This window comes from Streptomyces sp. NPDC049541, assembly GCF_044465725.1.
Taxonomy (GTDB): Bacteria; Actinomycetota; Actinomycetes; order Streptomycetales; family Streptomycetaceae; genus Streptomyces.
The window spans coordinates 42,417-59,011 of record NZ_JBITLY010000015.1 but is presented as its reverse complement, the minus strand read 5'-3'; the positions used below and the strand labels follow the sequence as shown (position 1 = coordinate 59,011).

The window sequence follows — 16,595 nt, the reverse complement described above, 5'->3', positions numbered from 1 at the left end:
CGCGCTGAGCCGTACGGTGGAGTAGGCGGCACAGATCTTGCGGAGCCGTGGGGAGAGAGGGCCTGGGCCATGGACAATGGCACCGACCGTGGCACCGAGAGGGACACGCCTCCCAGCCGCGGAGCTGGGACCGGCGCGGCTACGGAGTCCGCAGCGGCCGGCCGCATCCCGCTGGCCGTGGTCGTGGTGGACCGTGACGGCCTCGTCTCCCACTGGAGCAGGGGCGCGGGCCGGCTCTTCGGAGTCCCCAAGGACGACGCGATAGGACGCGCCGCGCTGGACCTGCTGCCCGTCTCCGGCGCACTGCCCGAGGACGAGGACATCAGCGTGTACGGGGCATACGGCGCGTACGACGGACTCGGCCCCGACCTGGGGTCCTCGCTCGACGGCGGGCTGTCCTACCCGGCCGCGGGCCGCGCCCGCCTCACCGTCCCCGAATCCGACGGCGCCGACGCGCGCGTGGACGTGCTGTGGTGGGCGTACCCCCTGGTGGGCCCGGGGCGCGAGCGGCTGCTGGTGCTCGCCGCCGACACGGCCGGACTCCGCCAGGACGAACCCGACGGCGGCGAAGGGGATCTGGCCTTCGAGCGGATCGCACCCGGCTTCGCCCTGCACACGGACTTCCCCGGCGCCGAGGAGCTGGCCCGCAGGCTGCCCGAGATCCTGCCCAGCATGAGCGTCGACGAAAGCGCCCGCATCGTCGCGCAGGTCCTGGAACTGGGCTATCCGGTCCTGGAGTTCAGCCAGAACGACCGGGTGCCCGTCACCCCCGACTGGGGCGTCCCGCGTCGCATCGAGCGCAAGGCCCGGCGCGAGCGGGCCGCGCGGGCGGCGGCCGAGGGACGGCCGGTACCGCACGAACTCGCCGACGACACCGAGGACCTCGAGTACGCCGCCGTACGCGAGCGCCTGGAGTTCCTCAACGAGGTCAGCGGGAGGATCGGCACCTCGCTGGACCTGGCCACGACCATCATCGAGGTCAGCAAGGCCGTCGTCCCGCGCTTCACGGACGTCGCCGGCACCTATCTGCGCGAACAGGTCGTCGCCGGCGAGGGCTTCCCGGACGGTGTGCCGGACACGACCACGATGTGGCACCGCGTCGCCCTCGAGCACACCGACGAACCCGGCCGCTGGGACGACGTCGTACCGGTCGGCGAGGCCATGCCCTTCCCGGCGCACACGCCGTTCTTCCAGTGCATGACCAGCGGCGAGCCCGTCCTGGTGCCGCGCATCAGCGAGGAGATGGGCCATGCCATCGCCTCGCAGTTCGAGAAGCGGGACATCCGGCCGCTCATCACCAACCGCTCCATGCTGATCGTGCCCCTGAAGGCACGCAACGTGGTCCTCGGCTTCATGATCCTGCTGCGCCACCCGGAGCGCGTCGAGTTCAACGACATGGACCGGGTCACCGGCGCCGAGCTCGCCGCCCGCGCGGGCCTCGTGCTCGACAACGCGCGCATGTACACGTACCAGGAGTCCGTCGCCGAGACCCTCCAGGACAGCATGCTGCCGCACATCCCGCCGCGCATGGCGGGCTGCGACATCGCCACCCGCTATCTGCCGGGCACGCTCCTCGGCCGGGTCGGCGGCGACTGGTTCGACTCCGTGAAGCTGCCCGGCGCCCGCACCGCGCTGGTCGTCGGCGACGTCATGGGGCACGGCCTCAACTCGGCCGCCATGATGGGCCAGTTGCGTACGGCCGTGCAGACCATGGCAGCCCTCGACCTGCCGCCCGCCCAGCTCCTGCGCAACCTCGACGACCTCGCCCAGCGCCTCGGCGACACCTATCTCGCGACCTGTCTGTACGCCGTCTACGACCCGATCGCGAGCGAACTGCACATCGCCAACGCGGGACACATCCCACCCGTGCTGGTCCGCGCCGAGGACGGCCGCAGCGAGCTGCTCGACCTGCCGACCGGTGCACCCATCGGCGTCGGCGGAGTGCCCTTCGAAGCGGTACGCGTGCGCGTGGAGCCCGGCGACCGCATCGTGATGTGCACCGACGGACTGGTCGAGGTGCGCGGCGAGGACATCGGGGTCGGCCTCGCGGCCCTCAGCGAGTCCGCCGCCCACCCGGCCGCCTCCATGGACGACGCCTGCGACTCCATCATCCGCGCCCTCGCCGCGACGTTTGCGGAAGCGGGCCGCGGCGGCCGCAAGGACGACGTGGCCCTGCTGATGGCCCGCCTCAACGGCATCGAGCCGGACGACGTCGCCGAGTGGCGGCTCGCCCTCGACCCGATCGAGGTCGGCCGCGCGCGTACCGTCGTCCGCGAACAGCTCCACGAGTGGGGGCTCGCCAAACTCGTCCCCACCGCCGAACTGCTGGTCAGCGAACTCGTCACCAACGCCGTACGGCACTCCCACAGCCGCCCCGTCGAACTGCGGCTCGTCCGCGGCGACACCCTGCTGTGCGAAGTGGACGACGACGACCACGACCTGCCGACCCTGCGCAGCGCCGGCCCCGAGGAGGAGTCCGGACGCGGACTGCGCGTGGTCAGCGCCCTCGCCCGGGAGTGGGGCACCAGCCGTACGAAGGCGGGCAAGACCGTCTGGTTCGAACTGACCTTGCCCCGCCGCTGACCGCACGACAAGCGCCTGCTGACGGCTCATCGGGCGGGTGAGAGGGCGCCCGGGGGCGTACGCCCCTCGAATGCGGAGTGAAGGAATGCGCCGCGCGCTTGTAGCCGTTACCGGGGCGCGATAGACCGTACTGGCCCGTCAGTTGAACGGGCCAGTACGTCGCACCCTGGGGAGTCGGTCATGAGCGTGACGAGTCGGTACCGCGAGGCCTGGGAGGGCTTCTGGCGTGCAGCCCCGGAGGAACAGGGGGCCGTGTTCTGGGACGCGGAGCCCGCCCTGACCGTCGGCATGCACCTGGGACTGTTCGAACCGCACCTCGCCGATCGCGGCCTGGCGCTGGTGGACCTCGGCTGCGGCAACGGCACCCAGACCCGTTTCCTCGCCGACCGCTTCGGGCGAGTGATCGGCGCGGATCTGTCCGCTGCCGCCGTCGCCCACGCCCAGCACGCCGACCCCGCCGGACAGGCGACGTACCGGGTGCTGGACGCCGTCGAGAAGAGCGAGACGGAGACGCTGCACGCCGAGATCGGCGACGCCAACGTCTATGTGCGCGGCGTTCTGCACCAGGCCGAACCGGACGACCGGCAGCCCATGGTGGACGGGATCGCCGCGCTGGTCGGGGAGCGCGGCCGGGTCTTCCTCGTCGAACTCTCCGAGGCCGCCAAGCCCGTCCTGCTGGGCCTGGCGCAGAGCCCCACCGGACCCCCGGCCAAGCTCGCACCGATCTTCCAGCACGGCATCGCCCCCGGCGAAGTCGCCGACGACGCCGTGCCGGCGTATCTGCGCACGGCCGGCCTCACCGTCCTGGCGAGCGGCGAGCTCCCGCTGACCACCACGGAGTTCGATGCCGACGGCAACCGGATCGTGCTGCCGTCGAAGTGGCTGGTGGCGGGGCGCACGAGCTGAGGGCATGATCTTGAAGCGTCTCCGCCCGTCCCGACGCGCCTGTTCCGCCGTGCGCTCCGGCCTGTGCTTCCTGGCCGGTTTCGCCCGCGGCGCGTAACGTGGCGCTCCATGAAGATCCTGATCAGCGCCGACATGGAGGGTGCCACGGGGGTGACCTGGCCGGCCGATGTGCTGCCGGGGACACCGCAGTGGGAGCGGTGCCGCTCGATGTTCACCTCGGACGTCAACGCCGCCGTGCTGGGGTTCTTCGACGGCGGGGCGGACGAGGTCCTCGTCAACGAGGCCCACTGGACCATGCGCAACCTGCTCCTCGAGCAGCTCGACGAGCGGACGGAGATGCTCACCGGGCGGCACAAGTCCCTCTCCATGGTCGAGGGGGTGCAGCACGGGGACGTGGACGGGATCGCCTTCGTGGGCTATCACGCCGGGGCCGGGATGGAGGGCGTCCTCGCCCACACCTACCTCGCCAACTCGATCACCGGGGTATGGCTGAACGACGTACGCGCCAGTGAGGGCCTGCTCAACGCGCATGTCGTCGCCGAGTACGGGGTGCCGGTCATCCTGGTCACCGGCGACGACGTGGCCTGCGAGGACGCCCTCGGGTATGCGCCCGAGGCGCTGAAGGTCGCCGTCAAGGACCATGTGTCGCGGTACGCGGCCGTGTGCCGTACGCCGGCCAGGACCGCGTCCGACATCCGGGCCGCCGCCAAGGAGGCGGCCCAGCTGGCGGTCCGTCACCAACCCGTCCAGGCAGGGCCGTTCACCCTCGCGCTCGAGTTCGACGCCGAGCATCTCGCCATGGCCGCCACCGTCGTGCCCGGCGTCGGCCGGATCGGGGAGCGGAAGGTGGCGTACACCAGCGAGACGATGTACGAGGGGATCCGTACCTTCAAGGCGGTCACCACGATCGTCTCGGCCGCCGTGGAGGAGCAGTATGGCTGACCAGCAGGCCCTGGAAGAGGTCGTCCGTTTCACCTCCGACCTCATCCGTATCGACACCACCAACCGCGGCGGCGGCGACTGCCAGGAGCGGCCCGCCGCCGAGTACGCCGCCGAGCAGCTGGCCGGGGCCGGACTCGAACCCGTGATGCTGGAGCGCACCAAGGGGCGCACGAATGTCGTCGCGCGCCTGGAGGGGACCGACCCGTCCGCCGACGCGCTGCTCCTCCACGGTCATCTGGACGTCGTACCCGCCCGGGCCGAGGACTGGACCGTCCATCCCTTCTCCGGAGAGATCCGCGACGGGGTGGTGTGGGGGCGCGGCGCCGTCGACATGAAGAACATGGACGCCATGATCCTGGCCGTGCTGCGGAGCTGGGCGCGCCAGGGCGTGCGGCCACGGCGTGACATCGTCGTCGCGTTCACCGCCGACGAGGAGGACAGCGCGCAGGACGGTTCCGGGTTCCTCGCCGATCAGCACCCCGGGCTGTTCGAGGGGTGCACCGAGGGCGTCAGCGAGTCGGGGGCCTTCACCTTCCACGACGGCAGCGGACGGCAGATCTACCCGATCGCGGCCGGTGAGCGCGGCACGGCCTGGCTGAAGCTCACCGCGCGCGGGCGCGCCGGGCACGGCTCCAAGGTGAACAAGGAGAACGCGGTCACCCGTCTCGCCGCCGCGATCACCCGCATCGGCGAGCACGAATGGCCGCTGCGGCCGACTCCGACCGTGTGGGCCGCGCTGTCGGAACTGGCCACGCTCTACGGCCTCGACGCCGGCCTGGACGACATCGACCGTCTGCTCGAAAAGCTCGGCCCGGCAGCGAAGCTCGTCGAGTCGACCGTCCGCAACAGCGCCAACCCGACCATGCTGGAAGCGGGTTACAAGCTCAACGTGATCCCCGGTGAAGCGGTCGCGTATGTCGACGGGCGGTATCTGTACGGCGGCGAGGACGAGTTCCGCACGACCCTTGACCAGCTCACCGGGCCCGACGTGGAGTGGGAGTTCCACCACCGTGAGGTCGCCCTCCAGGCGCCGGTGGACTCGCCGACGTACGCGAAGATGCGTGCCGCCGTCGAGGAGTTCGCGCCCGAGGGGCATGTGGTGCCGTACTGCATGTCGGGCGGCACGGACGCCAAGCAGTTCTCGCGGCTCGGCATCACCGGGTACGGCTTCACGCCGCTGAGGCTCCCGGAGGGCTACGACTACCAGGCCATGTTCCACGGGGTCGACGAGCGGGTCCCGGTCGAGGCGCTGCACTTCGGTGTCCGCGTCCTCGACCGCTTCCTGCGGACGGCCTAGGCGAGTTGGGGGAGAACGTGCAGAGACTGCCGTACGGTTCCTGGCCCTCGCCCATCGACGCGGCGCTCGCCGCCGCGCACGACGGGCGACCCGAGTACGTGGGCTTCGTGGGCGACGAGGCGTGGTGGACCGAGCCACGCCCCACCGAGGGCGGCCGCCGCACCCTGGTGCGGCGCCGCGCCGACGGCGAGGAGGAGCCGCTGCTGCCCGCGCCATGGGACGTCCGCAGCCGCGTCATCGAGTACGGCGGACAGCCCTGGGCCGGGACGGTCGTGGCCGGACGGCCGCTCGTGGTGTTCGTGAACTTCGCCGACCAGCGGCTCTACCGGTACGAGCCAGGGAGCGACCCGCGGCCCCTCACGCCCGTCTCGCCCGTGGGCGGCGGACTGCGCTGGGTGGAGCCCCAGTTGCAGGTCGAACGCGGTGAAGTGTGGTGCGTTCTGGAGGAGTTCACCGGCGACGGACCCACCGATGTGCGGCGCGTCCTGGCCGCGGTGCCGCTGGACGGATCGGCGGTCCAGGACCGGGATGCCGTTCGCGAACTCACCGACGACCGGCACCGGTTCGTCACCGGTCCCCGCCTCTCGCCCGACGGGCGCAGCGCGGTGTGGCTCGCCTGGGACCATCCGCGGATGCCGTGGGACGGCACGGAACTGGTCCTGGCCCAGGTCGCCGAGGACGGGACCCTGCGGGAGACACGCACGCTCGCCGGCGGTCCGGACGAATCGATCGCCCAGGCGGACTGGGCCCCCGACGGCTCCCTCCTCTACGCGAGCGACCGCACCGGCTGGTGGAACCTCTACCGCGACGGAGTCCCCCTCTGCCCACGCGAGGAGGAGTTCGGCGGGCCGCTGTGGAAGCTCGGACAGCGCTGGTTCGCCCCGCTGGACAGCGGACTGATCGCCGTGGTGCACGGCCGCGGCGCCACCGCGCTCGGCGTCCTCGACCCGGAGACCGGCGAGGTCGTCGACGCGGCCGGCCCCTGGACCGAGTTCGCGCCCACGCTCGCGGTGCACGGCGAGCGCGTCGTCACCGTCGGAGCCAGCCCGCGCAGCGCCTACGAGGTGGTGGAGCTCGACACCCGGGCCGGCCGGGCCCGTGTGATCGGCGCCGAGCACCAGGACGCGGTCGACCCCGCGTACTACCCCGAACCGCAGATCCGCACCTTCACCGGGCCCGCGGGACGCGACATCCACGCGCACATCTATCCGCCGCACAACCCGGGCTGCGTCTCGCCCGGCGACGAGCTGCCGCCGTACGTGGTCTGGGTGCACGGCGGCCCCACCAGCCGGGCGCCGCTCGTGCTGGACCTGGAGATCGCCTACTTCACCTCCCGGGGCATCGGCGTCGCCGAGGTCAACTACGGCGGCTCGACCGGGCACGGGCGCGAGTACCGCAACCGGCTGCGCGAGCAGTGGGGCGTGGTCGACGTCGAGGACTGCGCGGCCGTCGCGCTCGCCCTCGCTGACGAGGGCACCGCCGACCGCGGGCGGCTCGCGATCCGGGGTGGCAGCGCGGGCGGCTGGACCTCGGCCGCCTCCCTCGCCGCCACCGACGTCTACGCCTGCGGCACGATCCTCTACCCCATCCTCGACCTGGCCGGCTGGGGCTCGGGGGAGACCCACGACTTCGAGTCGCAGTACCTGGAAACCCTGGTCGGACCGCTCGCCGAGGTGCCCGGCCGGTACGCGGAGCGCTCGCCCGCCGAGCACGCCGACCGCATCACCGCCCCCTTCCTGCTGCTGCAGGGCCTGGACGACGTGATCTGCCCGCCCGCCCAGTGCGAACGGTTCCTGGAGCGGATGGAGGGCCGGCGGGTGCCGCACGCGTACCTCACCTTCGAGGGTGAGGGGCACGGGTTCCGGCGGGCGGAGACCATGATCCGGGTCCTGGAGTCCGAACTCTCCCTCTACGCCCAGGTCTTCGGGCTGAATCAGCGCGGCGTCCCCACACTGGAGCTGACCAAGTGAGAGAACTCCTGCGTCCGTCCCGGCTCGCCCCAGGTGCCCGCGTGGCCGTCGTCGCGCCGAGCGGTCCGGTGCCGGAGGAACGGGTGCAGGCCGGGCTGGACGTGCTGCGGGGCTGGGACCTCGACCCGCTGGTGGCACCCCATGTGCTGGACCGGCACGCCGAGTTCGACTACCTGGCGGGCACGGACGCCGAACGGGCCGCCGATCTGCAGGCCGCCTGGTGCGACCCCTCGGTGGACGCGGTGCTGTGCGCGCGGGGCGGGTACGGGGCGCAGCGGATGGTCGACCTGCTCGACTGGGACGCGATGCGGGCCGCCGGACCCAAGGTGTTCGTGGGCTTCAGCGACATCACGGTGCTGCACCAGGCGTTCGCCAACCGGCTGGGCCTGGTCACCCTGCACGGACCGGCGGCCGCCGGCATCGACTTCATCAAGCACGCCCGGGCGCAGGAACACCTCAGAGCCACCCTGTTCGCCCCGGAGCGGGTCCGCACCCTCGTCTCCACCGGCACCGCTCTGGTTGCGGGGTGGGCCCGGGGCGTCACGCTGGGCGGATGTCTGAGCATGCTCACCTCCGACCTCGGGACGCCGCACGCCCACGACGGTGCCCGCGGTGGGCTGCTGCTGATCGAGGACGTCGGCGAACGGCCGTACCGCATCGACCGGATGCTGACCCAGCTGCTGCGCACCGGATGGCTCGACGGCGTCACCGGGTTCGCGCTGGGTTCCTGGGCGAAGTGCGGTCCCTACGAGGAAGTGCGCGCCGTCCTCGTGGACCGGCTCGGGGACCTCGGCGTGCCCGTCGTCGAGGAGTTCGGATTCGGGCACTGCGAGGGCGCGTTGACCATCCCCTTCGGTGTGACCGCCGAACTCGACGCCGATACGGGCACCTTGACGCTCGACGAGCCCGCCCTTCTCTGAACCGAACGGACGATCGCCTTCACTGAATATCCGTCAAGAGCACTCGTCTGGGCGATTGACCACGTATGACACGTGTCACACCATGACAAGCGGTGGTTACTTACTGGTCGGTAAGCAGGGCTGTCCTGAGTGTGGAGGTCTCAGTGTCCCGACGCGTGTTCAGATCCCGGGCTCCGCTCGCTCTCGCCCTGGGCGCGGCGCTCGCCGCGCCCCAGGCACTCACCGCTCCCGTGTCCGCAGCAGGCCAATACAGCGTCACAGCACTGAAGTTCTCCGTCCAGGCCGGCGGCCGCCGCTGCGCGGTCGACGCCGACCTCTACCGCCCGGCGGGCGTCGACAGCTCGCACCGGGCCCCGGCCGTGCTCGCCACGAACGGCTTCGGCGGCAGCAAGTCCGACGGCACCACCGACGCCATCGGCAAGGCCCTCGCCGCGCGGGGCTATGTGTCCCTGATCTACTCCGGGCTCGGTTTCGGTCGCTCCGGCTGTCTGATCTCGCTCGACGACCCCGGCATCGACGGCACCGCCGCCTCCCGGCTGATCGACTTCCTCGGCGGCAGACGCGCCGCCGACGACGGCACCAGGGCCGACTTCGTCACCCTCGACGGGGCGGGCGACCCACGGATCGGCATGATCGGCGGCTCGTACGGCGGCGCCATCCAGCTCGCCACGGCCGCCGTCGACCGCCGGGTGGACGCGCTGATCCCCCTGATCACCTGGAACGACCTCGCCTACGCGCTGGACCCGAACAACGCCGGAGGCACCGTCCCCGGCGCGTTCAAATGGCAGTGGACCAACGGGTTCTACCTCCTCGGCGAGGGCCAGACGCTGACCCAGCCGAACCTCGACCCGTCCCGGATCAACTCCCTCACCTGTCTGCACTTCGTCACCCGGGCCTGCGCCACCATCCGCACCCTGAACTCCGGCAGCTACCGCCCGGTCCCCACCGCCGCGATGCTCGCCTACGCCCGCAGCGTCTCCCCGGCGTCGTACCTGAACCGGGTCCAGGCGCCCACCCTGCTGATCCAGGGGCAGGCCGACAGCCTCTTCAACCTCAACGAGGCGACGGCGACGTACAAGACGCTCAAGGCCCAGGGCACACCCGCCGCGATGATCTGGCAGTCCTGGGGGCACAGCGGCGGCATGGTGGACGGTGAACTCAACCTCACCCAGGGCAACTTGGACACCAGTTATGTCGGCAGGCGGATCATGTCCTGGTTCGACCACTACCTCCGGGGGCGGCACACCGACACCGGACCGGCCTTCGCCTACCACCGCGACTGGATCACCGACCCCGCCCACGCATACGCCACCGCCGACCACCTGCCCGCCCTCAGCCGGAAGCTGTATCTCTCCGGGGACGGCAAACTCGTCGACAACGGCAAGAAGGTGGCCCCCGGCAGCCGTACGTACGCCAACCAGCTGACCCCCACGAGCCATTCGGAGACCTCGCTGGCCGCGCTCGGCGGGCTGCCGGACCCGGCGCCGTTCGACACCGAGGGCACCTACCTCGCCTGGACCAGCGAACCGCTCGCCCGCAGCACCGACGTGGTCGGCGCGCCGCGGGCCACGCTCAGGGTCGATTCCCCGCAGGCCGCGAAGGCCCAGGACTCCGCCAACGCCGCCGACCGGCTCGTCCTGTTCGCCAAGCTGTACGACGTCGCGCCCGACGGCACCAAGACGCTGGTGCACCGGCTGGTCGCACCGGTACGGGTGCCGGACGTGACCAAGAGCTTCACCGTGAGCCTGCCGGGCATCGTGCACCGGTACCAGAGGAGGCACCGGCTGCAGTTCGTGATCGCGGCGAGCGACGACGCCTACTTCGGCAACCGCGGGATCAAGGCGGTCACCGTGGCGAGCGCGCCCGGGAACACCGGGGTGCTGGAGCTGCCCGTGCTCGGCGGGTGAGGCGTCTCACCGGCAGTCCTCACCGTGCGTAAGGGGGGCTTCGGGCGCATCCTTGGGGTATGACCCCGAAGACCTCCGAGCCGGGTGCCAGGCGCAGCGGCGAGCGGGGCCCGGCGGTGACGCCCCGCCGGGTGGCCGTCCTGCTGCTCGCCGTCTTCGCCCTGATCTTCATCTTCCAGAACACCCGGCACATCAGGATCCGCCTCCTGATCCCCGAGGTCACCATGCCTCTGTCGACGGCCCTGCTCGTCGGGGCGGCGATCGGCTCGTTCTTCGGGGCGTATTTCATGAGGCGGAAGCCCTAGACCGCCGTAGGGTGGCGTGATGCCGCACACCGCATCCCGTTATCTCGCCGAAGGCCCCCGCGTGGGGATACGTCACTTCACCTACGAGGACGGTGCCGAGTTCACCGCCCGCGCCCGTGAGAGCAAGGATCTGCACCACCCCTGGCTGTTCCCGCCGGACACCGCGAGCGCCTACACCGCCTACGCGGGCCGGCTGATCGAGGACCCGACCAAGGCCGGGTTCCTCGTCTGCGAGAAGGACGGCGAGCAGGGGGCCGGGGCCATCGCCGGGTACATCAACATCAACAACATCGTCGAGGGCGGCTTCCAGTGCGGCGCGCTCGGCTACGGCGCCTTCGCGCACGCCGCCGGGCGCGGGCTGATGCGGGAGGGGCTCGACCTGGTGGTGGGGTACGCCTTCGGGCCGATGCGGCTGCACCGGCTGGAGATCAACGCGCAACCGCAGAACGCGGCGTCGATCGCGCTGGCGCGCGCGTGTGGATTTCGGCTCGAAGGGTTCTCGCCGAAGATGATCTTTATTGACGGGGACTGGCGGGATCATGAGCGGTGGGCGATCACTGCAGAGATGCGGGGCGCTTCGCTGTGATCGCAGCGACTGGGTAGTGCCACGAGGGAGTGTCGGTTGGCTGCTGCGCCGTTGTGGCTTGTCGCGCTCACGCGGCGGAGCCGCATATCGATACAGCCCCGCGCCCCTCTGGGGCGCGCGGCAGCTGCCCTTTGCGGAATCCTGACCGGTAGGGCCCCTGGTCAGGTCACCGATGAGCGGCTTCCATGGTGATCGTGACGAGCATTCGGCGTGAGGTACTGACGTTGCCCGCCGCGGAGTTGGGGCCGGACAATCCCCTGCCCCCGTTGCGGCTGCTGCACGAGGTGCACCGCATCGAGGACCGGGACCGGGACGAGCTGCCGCGGGAGATGGCCCGGCAGGTCGGCTACGGGCCCTTGCGCAGTCTGCTGCCGGTGCGGGTCCGGGACGGGTACGGGCGGGTGCGTGAACCCCGCGAGTTCGACACCCTCGTGATCGAGAACGGCAAGCTGCGCGCCACCGTGCTGCCCGGCCTCGGCGGCCGTGTCGCCTCCCTGCTGCACAAGCCGACCGGCCGTGAACTCCTGTACCGGAACCCGGTGTTCCAGCCCGCTGACTTCGCCCTCAACGGCGCCTGGTTCTCCGGCGGCATCGAATGGAACTTCGGCGCCACCGGCCACACCGCCCTCTCCTGTTCCCCGCTCCACGCCGCCCGCGTCCCCGCCCCCGACGGCGGCGAGATGCTCCGGCTGTGGGAGTGGGAGCGGCTGCGCGACCTTCCCTTCCAGGTCGACCTGTGGCTGCCGGAGGGCTCCGACTTCCTGTACGTCGGTGTGCGCGTCCGCAACCCGCACGAGCGGCCCGTGCCGGTCTACTGGTGGTCCAACATCGCCGTACCGGAGGAGCGCCGGCTGTCGGCGCCCGCGGAGGAGGCCTGGCAGTTCGGGTACGAGCGGCGCCTGCGGAAGGTGCCCGCACCGTCGTGTGACGAGGTGCAGCAACTCCCTTACGCCGCGGACTACTTCTACGACCTGCCGGATGAGCAGCGACGCTGGATCGCCGCCCTCGACGAGGACGGTCACGGCCTGGTGCAGACCTCCACCGACCTGCTGCGCGGACGCAAACTGTTCGTCTGGGGGAAGGGACCCGGCGGACGCCGCTGGCAGCAGTGGCTCACCGAACCCGGCACGGGCGGCTACTCGGAGATCCAGGCCGGGCTCGCCCGCACCCAGCTGGAGCACGTACGGCTGGAACCGGAGAGCGAGGTGTCGTGGCTGGAGGCCTACGGTCCGCTCAGCTCCTCGGAGGCCGCCGACGAAGTGGAGGCGCGTCTCGAAGCCGCCCTCCCGCGCGCCGAGGTCGACGCCGCCCACGCCGCCTGGAAGCCGCACGCCGACACCGAACCCGGCGAGATCCTCGCCGTCGGCTCCGGCTGGGGCGCGCTCGAAGTGCTGCGCGCCGACTGGAAGCTGCCCGGCACGCCCTTCGACGAGGACACGCTCGGCGAGGCCCAGGAACCCTGGCTGCAGCTGCTGCGGACCGGTGTCTTCCCGGAGCCGCGCCGGGTGCGGCCCCCCGGTGAGACGCTGGTCGCCCCGCACTGGCGCGACATGCTCGAGACCGCGCCCGCGACCCCGCTCACCGAGTACCACCTCGGCGTCGCCCAGTGGCACGCCGGTGACCGGGCGCAGGCGGTGCGCAGCTGGGAGCGGGCCCTCGAACTCGCCCCGTCGCTCTGGCCGTTGCTGCGCTGCCTCGCCGTCGCCGACCAGGAGAGCGGCAACCACGAACGGGCCGCGGACCGGTATGCCGAAGCCTTCGACGACCTGTGCCATGAGCGGCGCGACGGCGGGGAACAGTGGACGGCGGCCACGGCCGCGCTGGGCCGCGAGACGATCGAGGCACTGCTCGCCGTACGCCGCACCGCGCAGGCACGAGAGGTCTGGGAGCGGCTGCACCCCGCCACCCGGGAGCGCGGCCGGTTCCGGTTGATCGAGGCGGGGCTGCTGCTCGCGGAAGGGCGGCGGGAGGAGGCCCTGGACATCTTCCGGGCGGGCTTCGAGGCCGCCGACCTGCGGGAGGGAGCGGAGGCGATCAGCCGCCTGTGGTCGAGACTGACCGACGAACCGCTCCCGGCCCACTACGACTTCCGTATGCGGCCTGAGCCGTAGGCTCTACACGTTGCGGTCCACGTACTCGTACACCATGCCGTCCGGGTGCATCGCGATCAGGTTGCGGCCGCCTGGTGTCGGCACCGGACCCGCGACGATGTGTGCGCCGAGCTGGGTCAGCACCCGGTGGGTTTCCTCGACGTCCTTGACGGCGATCGTCGCGGAGATCTTGCGCAGCACCTCCAGTTCGGCCTCGGGCCCGCTCATCAGCAGGAAGCAGCCGACCGCGGCCACCTGGACGCCGCCGCGTTCGAAGCGCTGGGCTCTGCCGCCCGCCAGCCGTTCGTAGAAGGGGACCGCGGTCTCCAGGTCGTCGACGCAGATACGCAGCGTGGCTCCCAGAATGTCCATGCGCAGAGCCTAGTTGGGGCGGCCGGGCCAGGAGATCACTTCCGATCGTTTCGGTGATCGTCCTCGGCCCGGCCGCCCCGGGGCGTGGATCAGCCCATCGCCTTGCGTATGACGTCACGCGTGCGGTCGATGACGGCCGCGACCGGGCCCACCGCCACGTTCTTCAGGGCGGTGTCGGTGCCCGGGTGCGGACGCGTGGGCGCCAGCGCCTCGGCCGCCTGCACCGCGCGGGCCAGGGTCTCCAGCCTGTCGCGGTCGGCGACCCGGCTGAAGTGGGCGAACTCGTACCGCTCCTCGTTGTCCGCGTGGGCGAGCACGTCCTGGCGCAGGGCCGCGAACTGGTCCAGGAACTCCGGCGAGTCCGGGTCCATGTCGTCCAGCCGGGACAGGGCCGCCTTGGCCTTCTCCTCCTCCTCGATCCGGTCCTTGACGACCAGCTCGCCGCCGTCGATGTGCTTGCGGGCGAAGGGGTGGACGACCTCTTCCTCGGCCGTCTCGTGCACCGCGAGCAGCCGGACGAGGTCGTGGAAGTGCCGCTTGCGGTCCGCGCCCTTGGTGTTCGCCACCTCGTCGAACAGTTCTCGGATCCGGATGTGCTGCCCCTTGAGCAGCTCCACCACATCGGTGCGCTCGGTCATCCTGCAACTCCTGTAGAGGGGTCGGTGAGGGTTTTGGTCGTGCGGTCGTGCGTGCGCCGGGTACCCGGCGGCCAAGGGCTGACGCACCGCTTTCCGGCCGTGACGGACCGCGTTATCCGTACGCCCGTACGGGTACTCGGCGGCCATGGAAGGCTTGGATCATCTGGAGCATTTGGACAGGCACCTGGTCGACGAGCTGGCGCAGGTGGCGCGCGAGACCGTGCGCGACGAACTGCGCGAACAGACTCGCAAGCAGCGGCGTAGGGCGATGCTGTACGCCGTGTCCGGAGCCGTCGCCCTGTACGCGGGCGCGGCCCTCGCGCTCACCATCGGACTGGCCCTCGCCATCGGCCTGCCCGACTGGGCCGCCGCACTGATCACCGCGGTGATCCTCGGCGTCGTCGCCTACGTCCTGCGTGGCGCGGCCCGCCCCTCCGCGTCCCGGGCCACGCCGGAACGGGAGGCGGAGCTGGCCACCGCGAGCCAGGGCGACCCCGTCGTCGGCGGCCGGGCGCCCGCCGCGCCGCCGAGCGGCCTCGGAGCGCCGTACCCGCCGATGCCACCGGTCGCACCGGGCGGTCTGGGCGGGGCGGCGGGCGCACCCGCCGCGGGCGAACCGGGCGGTTCGGGCACGCCGGCGCCGTGCCAGGACGACATCGATCCCGAGCAGCCGCACCACCGGGGGTGACTCATGGTCCGCAAGCGGTGGGGCGTGCCCGTGCCGGGGGGCCGTAGAGCCGTCGTCGTGACCGGGGCCAGCGGCGGCGTGGGCCGGGCCGCGGCCCTGGCCTTCGCCGCCCGCGGTGACCGGGTCGCCCTGCTGGCCCGCGGACGTGAGGGCCTCGCCGCGGCGGCCGACGAGGTGCAGCGCGCCGGCGGCGAGGCGCTCGTCGTCTCCGTCGACATGGCCGACGCCAAGGCGGTCGACGACGCCGCCCAGCAGGTCGTCGACACGTTCGGGCACATCGACGTGTGGGTCAACAACGCCTTCGCCGGGGTGTTCGCGCCGTTCACCGAGATCACCCCCGACGAGTTCCGCCGGGTGACCGAAGTGACGTACCTGGGCTGTGTGTTCGGCACCCGGGCCGCGCTGCACCACATGCTGCCGCGCGACCGAGGCACGATCGTGCAGGTGGGCTCCGCCCTCGCCTACCGCGGGATTCCGCTGCAGTCGGCGTACTGCGGGGCCAAGCACGCGATCCAGGGGTTCAACGAGTCGCTGCGCTGCGAGCTGCTGCACAGCGGCACCGGGGTCCGTACGACGATGGTGCAGATGCCCGCCCTCAACACCCCGCAGTTCGACTGGGTGTTGAGCCGCATGCCGGGGCGGGCCCGGCCCGTGGCGCCGGTGTTCCAGCCGGAGGTCGCGGCCCGCGCGATCGTGCACGCGGCCTCGCACGGGCGGCGGCGCGAGTACTGGGTCGGAAGCTCCACGGTGGCCACCCTGATCGCCAACGCGGTGGTTCCCGGACTGCTCGACCGCTATCTCGCCCGCACCGGCTTCGACGCCCAGCAGGACGAGGGCGAGCACGGTGAACTCGGAAACCTGTGGGCCCCGGCGGACGGACCGCACGGACGGGACTTCGGGGCGCACGGGCGGTTCGACGAGGAGTCCCGGCCGGACAGTGCGCAGGAGTGGATCTCCCGGAACCGCGGCCGGGTGGGCACGGCGCTCACCGTCGGCGCCGGCGCCCTGGCCGCACGAAAACTGACCCGCCTCGTCCGCCGTTAGGGCATCAGCCGGCCCGGTACTCCTGACCTCGTCGGTCCGCAGGGTCAGTCCGTGGCCGGGGCCGGACGTCGGGCGCACGGTGCTCCCTTCGGATCGAGCGTGCCGTCGAAGAACATGTTCGTGCGCCGTTGGGGCATCAGCCGGCCCGGTACTCCTCGACCTCGTCGGTCCGCAGGGTCAGTCCGTGGCCGGGGCCGGACGTCGGGCGCACGGTGCTCCCTTCGGATCGAGCGTGCCGTCGAAGAACATGCTCGTGCGCCGTTGGGACATCAGCCGGCCCGGTACTCCTCGACCTCGTCGGTCCGCAGGGTCAGTCCGTGGCCGGGGCCGGACGTCGGGCGCACGGT

Annotated in this window: 14 protein-coding genes; 12 read left to right on the top strand and 2 right to left on the bottom strand. The window is 71.8% G+C overall.

Going from position 1 to position 16,595, the window contains the following annotated elements; all coding sequences use genetic code 11:
- The first annotated feature begins 69 nt into the window (after positions 1–69).
- From ACIBW9_RS37795 to ACIBW9_RS37750, 10 genes are all read left to right on the top strand, one after another.
- Positions 70–2,583 (top strand): SpoIIE family protein phosphatase, encoded by a 2,514-nt coding sequence (locus tag ACIBW9_RS37795; protein ID WP_398961915.1) that lies wholly within the window; start codon positions 70–72, stop codon positions 2,581–2,583.
- Between the two features lie 180 nt (positions 2,584–2,763).
- Positions 2,764–3,489: a class I SAM-dependent methyltransferase gene (locus ACIBW9_RS37790; protein ID WP_398961913.1), complete on the top strand. Its 726-nt coding sequence runs from the start codon at positions 2,764–2,766 to the stop codon at positions 3,487–3,489.
- A 108-nt stretch (positions 3,490–3,597) separates the two neighbouring features.
- A complete protein-coding gene (locus tag ACIBW9_RS37785) occupies positions 3,598–4,431 on the top strand; it encodes a M55 family metallopeptidase (RefSeq protein WP_398961910.1) in 834 nt (277 codons plus the stop codon).
- Positions 4,424–5,728 carry a M20/M25/M40 family metallo-hydrolase gene (locus ACIBW9_RS37780; protein WP_398961907.1) on the top strand — a complete coding sequence of 435 codons (1,305 nt, stop codon included), beginning with the start codon at positions 4,424–4,426 and terminating at the stop codon, positions 5,726–5,728. Before ACIBW9_RS37785 ends, ACIBW9_RS37780 begins: the two co-directional genes overlap by 8 nt.
- Positions 5,729–5,745: 17 nt before the next feature.
- Entirely contained in the window at positions 5,746–7,698 is a 1,953-nt protein-coding gene (locus tag ACIBW9_RS37775; protein ID WP_398961905.1) for a prolyl oligopeptidase family serine peptidase, read from the top strand.
- On the top strand, positions 7,695–8,618 hold the full coding sequence (locus ACIBW9_RS37770; protein WP_398961902.1) for an LD-carboxypeptidase: 924 nt from the start codon (positions 7,695–7,697) through the stop codon (positions 8,616–8,618). Before ACIBW9_RS37775 ends, ACIBW9_RS37770 begins: the two co-directional genes overlap by 4 nt.
- Before the next feature lie 143 nt (positions 8,619–8,761).
- A complete protein-coding gene (locus tag ACIBW9_RS37765; protein WP_398961899.1) occupies positions 8,762–10,525 on the top strand; it encodes a CocE/NonD family hydrolase in 1,764 nt (587 codons plus the stop codon).
- Between the two features lie 59 nt (positions 10,526–10,584).
- Positions 10,585–10,830, top strand: a complete 246-nt coding sequence (locus tag ACIBW9_RS37760) for a DUF1049 domain-containing protein (protein WP_398961896.1) — start codon at positions 10,585–10,587, stop codon at positions 10,828–10,830.
- Between the two features lie 19 nt (positions 10,831–10,849).
- The gene (locus ACIBW9_RS37755) at positions 10,850–11,416 is read left to right on the top strand and encodes a GNAT family N-acetyltransferase (RefSeq protein WP_398961894.1); all 567 of its coding nucleotides are present in this window, start codon (positions 10,850–10,852) and stop codon (positions 11,414–11,416) included.
- Positions 11,417–11,601: 185 nt separating this feature from the next.
- Positions 11,602–13,527, top strand: coding sequence for a DUF5107 domain-containing protein (locus ACIBW9_RS37750; RefSeq protein WP_398961892.1), 1,926 nt, complete (start codon positions 11,602–11,604; stop codon positions 13,525–13,527).
- A 3-nt stretch (positions 13,528–13,530) separates the two neighbouring features.
- Here the strand turns inward: ACIBW9_RS37750 and ACIBW9_RS37745 are convergent, their stop codons facing one another.
- Positions 13,531–13,878 carry a VOC family protein gene (locus ACIBW9_RS37745; RefSeq protein WP_398961889.1) on the bottom strand — a complete coding sequence of 116 codons (348 nt, stop codon included), beginning with the start codon at positions 13,876–13,878 and terminating at the stop codon, positions 13,531–13,533.
- Positions 13,879–13,967: 89 nt separating this feature from the next.
- Positions 13,968–14,516, bottom strand: a complete 549-nt coding sequence (locus ACIBW9_RS37740; RefSeq protein ID WP_398961886.1) for a hemerythrin domain-containing protein — start codon at positions 14,514–14,516, stop codon at positions 13,968–13,970.
- A 145-nt stretch (positions 14,517–14,661) separates the two neighbouring features.
- Here ACIBW9_RS37740 and ACIBW9_RS37735 point away from each other — a divergent pair, with 145 nt between their 5' ends.
- Positions 14,662–15,204 carry a phage holin family protein gene (locus ACIBW9_RS37735; protein ID WP_398961883.1) on the top strand — a complete coding sequence of 181 codons (543 nt, stop codon included), beginning with the start codon at positions 14,662–14,664 and terminating at the stop codon, positions 15,202–15,204.
- A gap of 3 nt (positions 15,205–15,207) precedes the next feature.
- On the top strand, positions 15,208–16,248 hold the full coding sequence (locus tag ACIBW9_RS37730) for an SDR family oxidoreductase (protein WP_398961881.1): 1,041 nt from the start codon (positions 15,208–15,210) through the stop codon (positions 16,246–16,248).
- Positions 16,249–16,595: the final 347 nt, after the last annotated feature.

Bases quoted from the DNA above. Each gene is read 5' to 3' on its own strand.
- ACIBW9_RS37750 (WP_398961892.1), top strand. From the start codon at position 11,602: ATGGTGATCGTGACGAGCATTCGGCGTGAGGTACTGACGTTGCCCGCC.
- ACIBW9_RS37760 (WP_398961896.1), top strand. From the start codon at position 10,585: ATGACCCCGAAGACCTCCGAGCCGGGTGCCAGGCGCAGCGGCGAGCGG.
- ACIBW9_RS37755 (WP_398961894.1), top strand. From the start codon at position 10,850: ATGCCGCACACCGCATCCCGTTATCTCGCCGAAGGCCCCCGCGTGGGG.
- ACIBW9_RS37730 (WP_398961881.1), top strand. From the start codon at position 15,208: ATGGTCCGCAAGCGGTGGGGCGTGCCCGTGCCGGGGGGCCGTAGAGCC.
- ACIBW9_RS37795 (WP_398961915.1), top strand. From the start codon at position 70: ATGGACAATGGCACCGACCGTGGCACCGAGAGGGACACGCCTCCCAGC.
- ACIBW9_RS37790 (WP_398961913.1), top strand. From the start codon at position 2,764: ATGAGCGTGACGAGTCGGTACCGCGAGGCCTGGGAGGGCTTCTGGCGT.
- ACIBW9_RS37745 (WP_398961889.1), bottom strand. From the start codon at position 13,878: ATGGACATTCTGGGAGCCACGCTGCGTATCTGCGTCGACGACCTGGAG.
- ACIBW9_RS37780 (WP_398961907.1), top strand. From the start codon at position 4,424: ATGGCTGACCAGCAGGCCCTGGAAGAGGTCGTCCGTTTCACCTCCGAC.
- ACIBW9_RS37735 (WP_398961883.1), top strand. From the start codon at position 14,662: ATGGAAGGCTTGGATCATCTGGAGCATTTGGACAGGCACCTGGTCGAC.
- ACIBW9_RS37740 (WP_398961886.1), bottom strand. From the start codon at position 14,516: ATGACCGAGCGCACCGATGTGGTGGAGCTGCTCAAGGGGCAGCACATC.
- ACIBW9_RS37785 (WP_398961910.1), top strand. From the start codon at position 3,598: ATGAAGATCCTGATCAGCGCCGACATGGAGGGTGCCACGGGGGTGACC.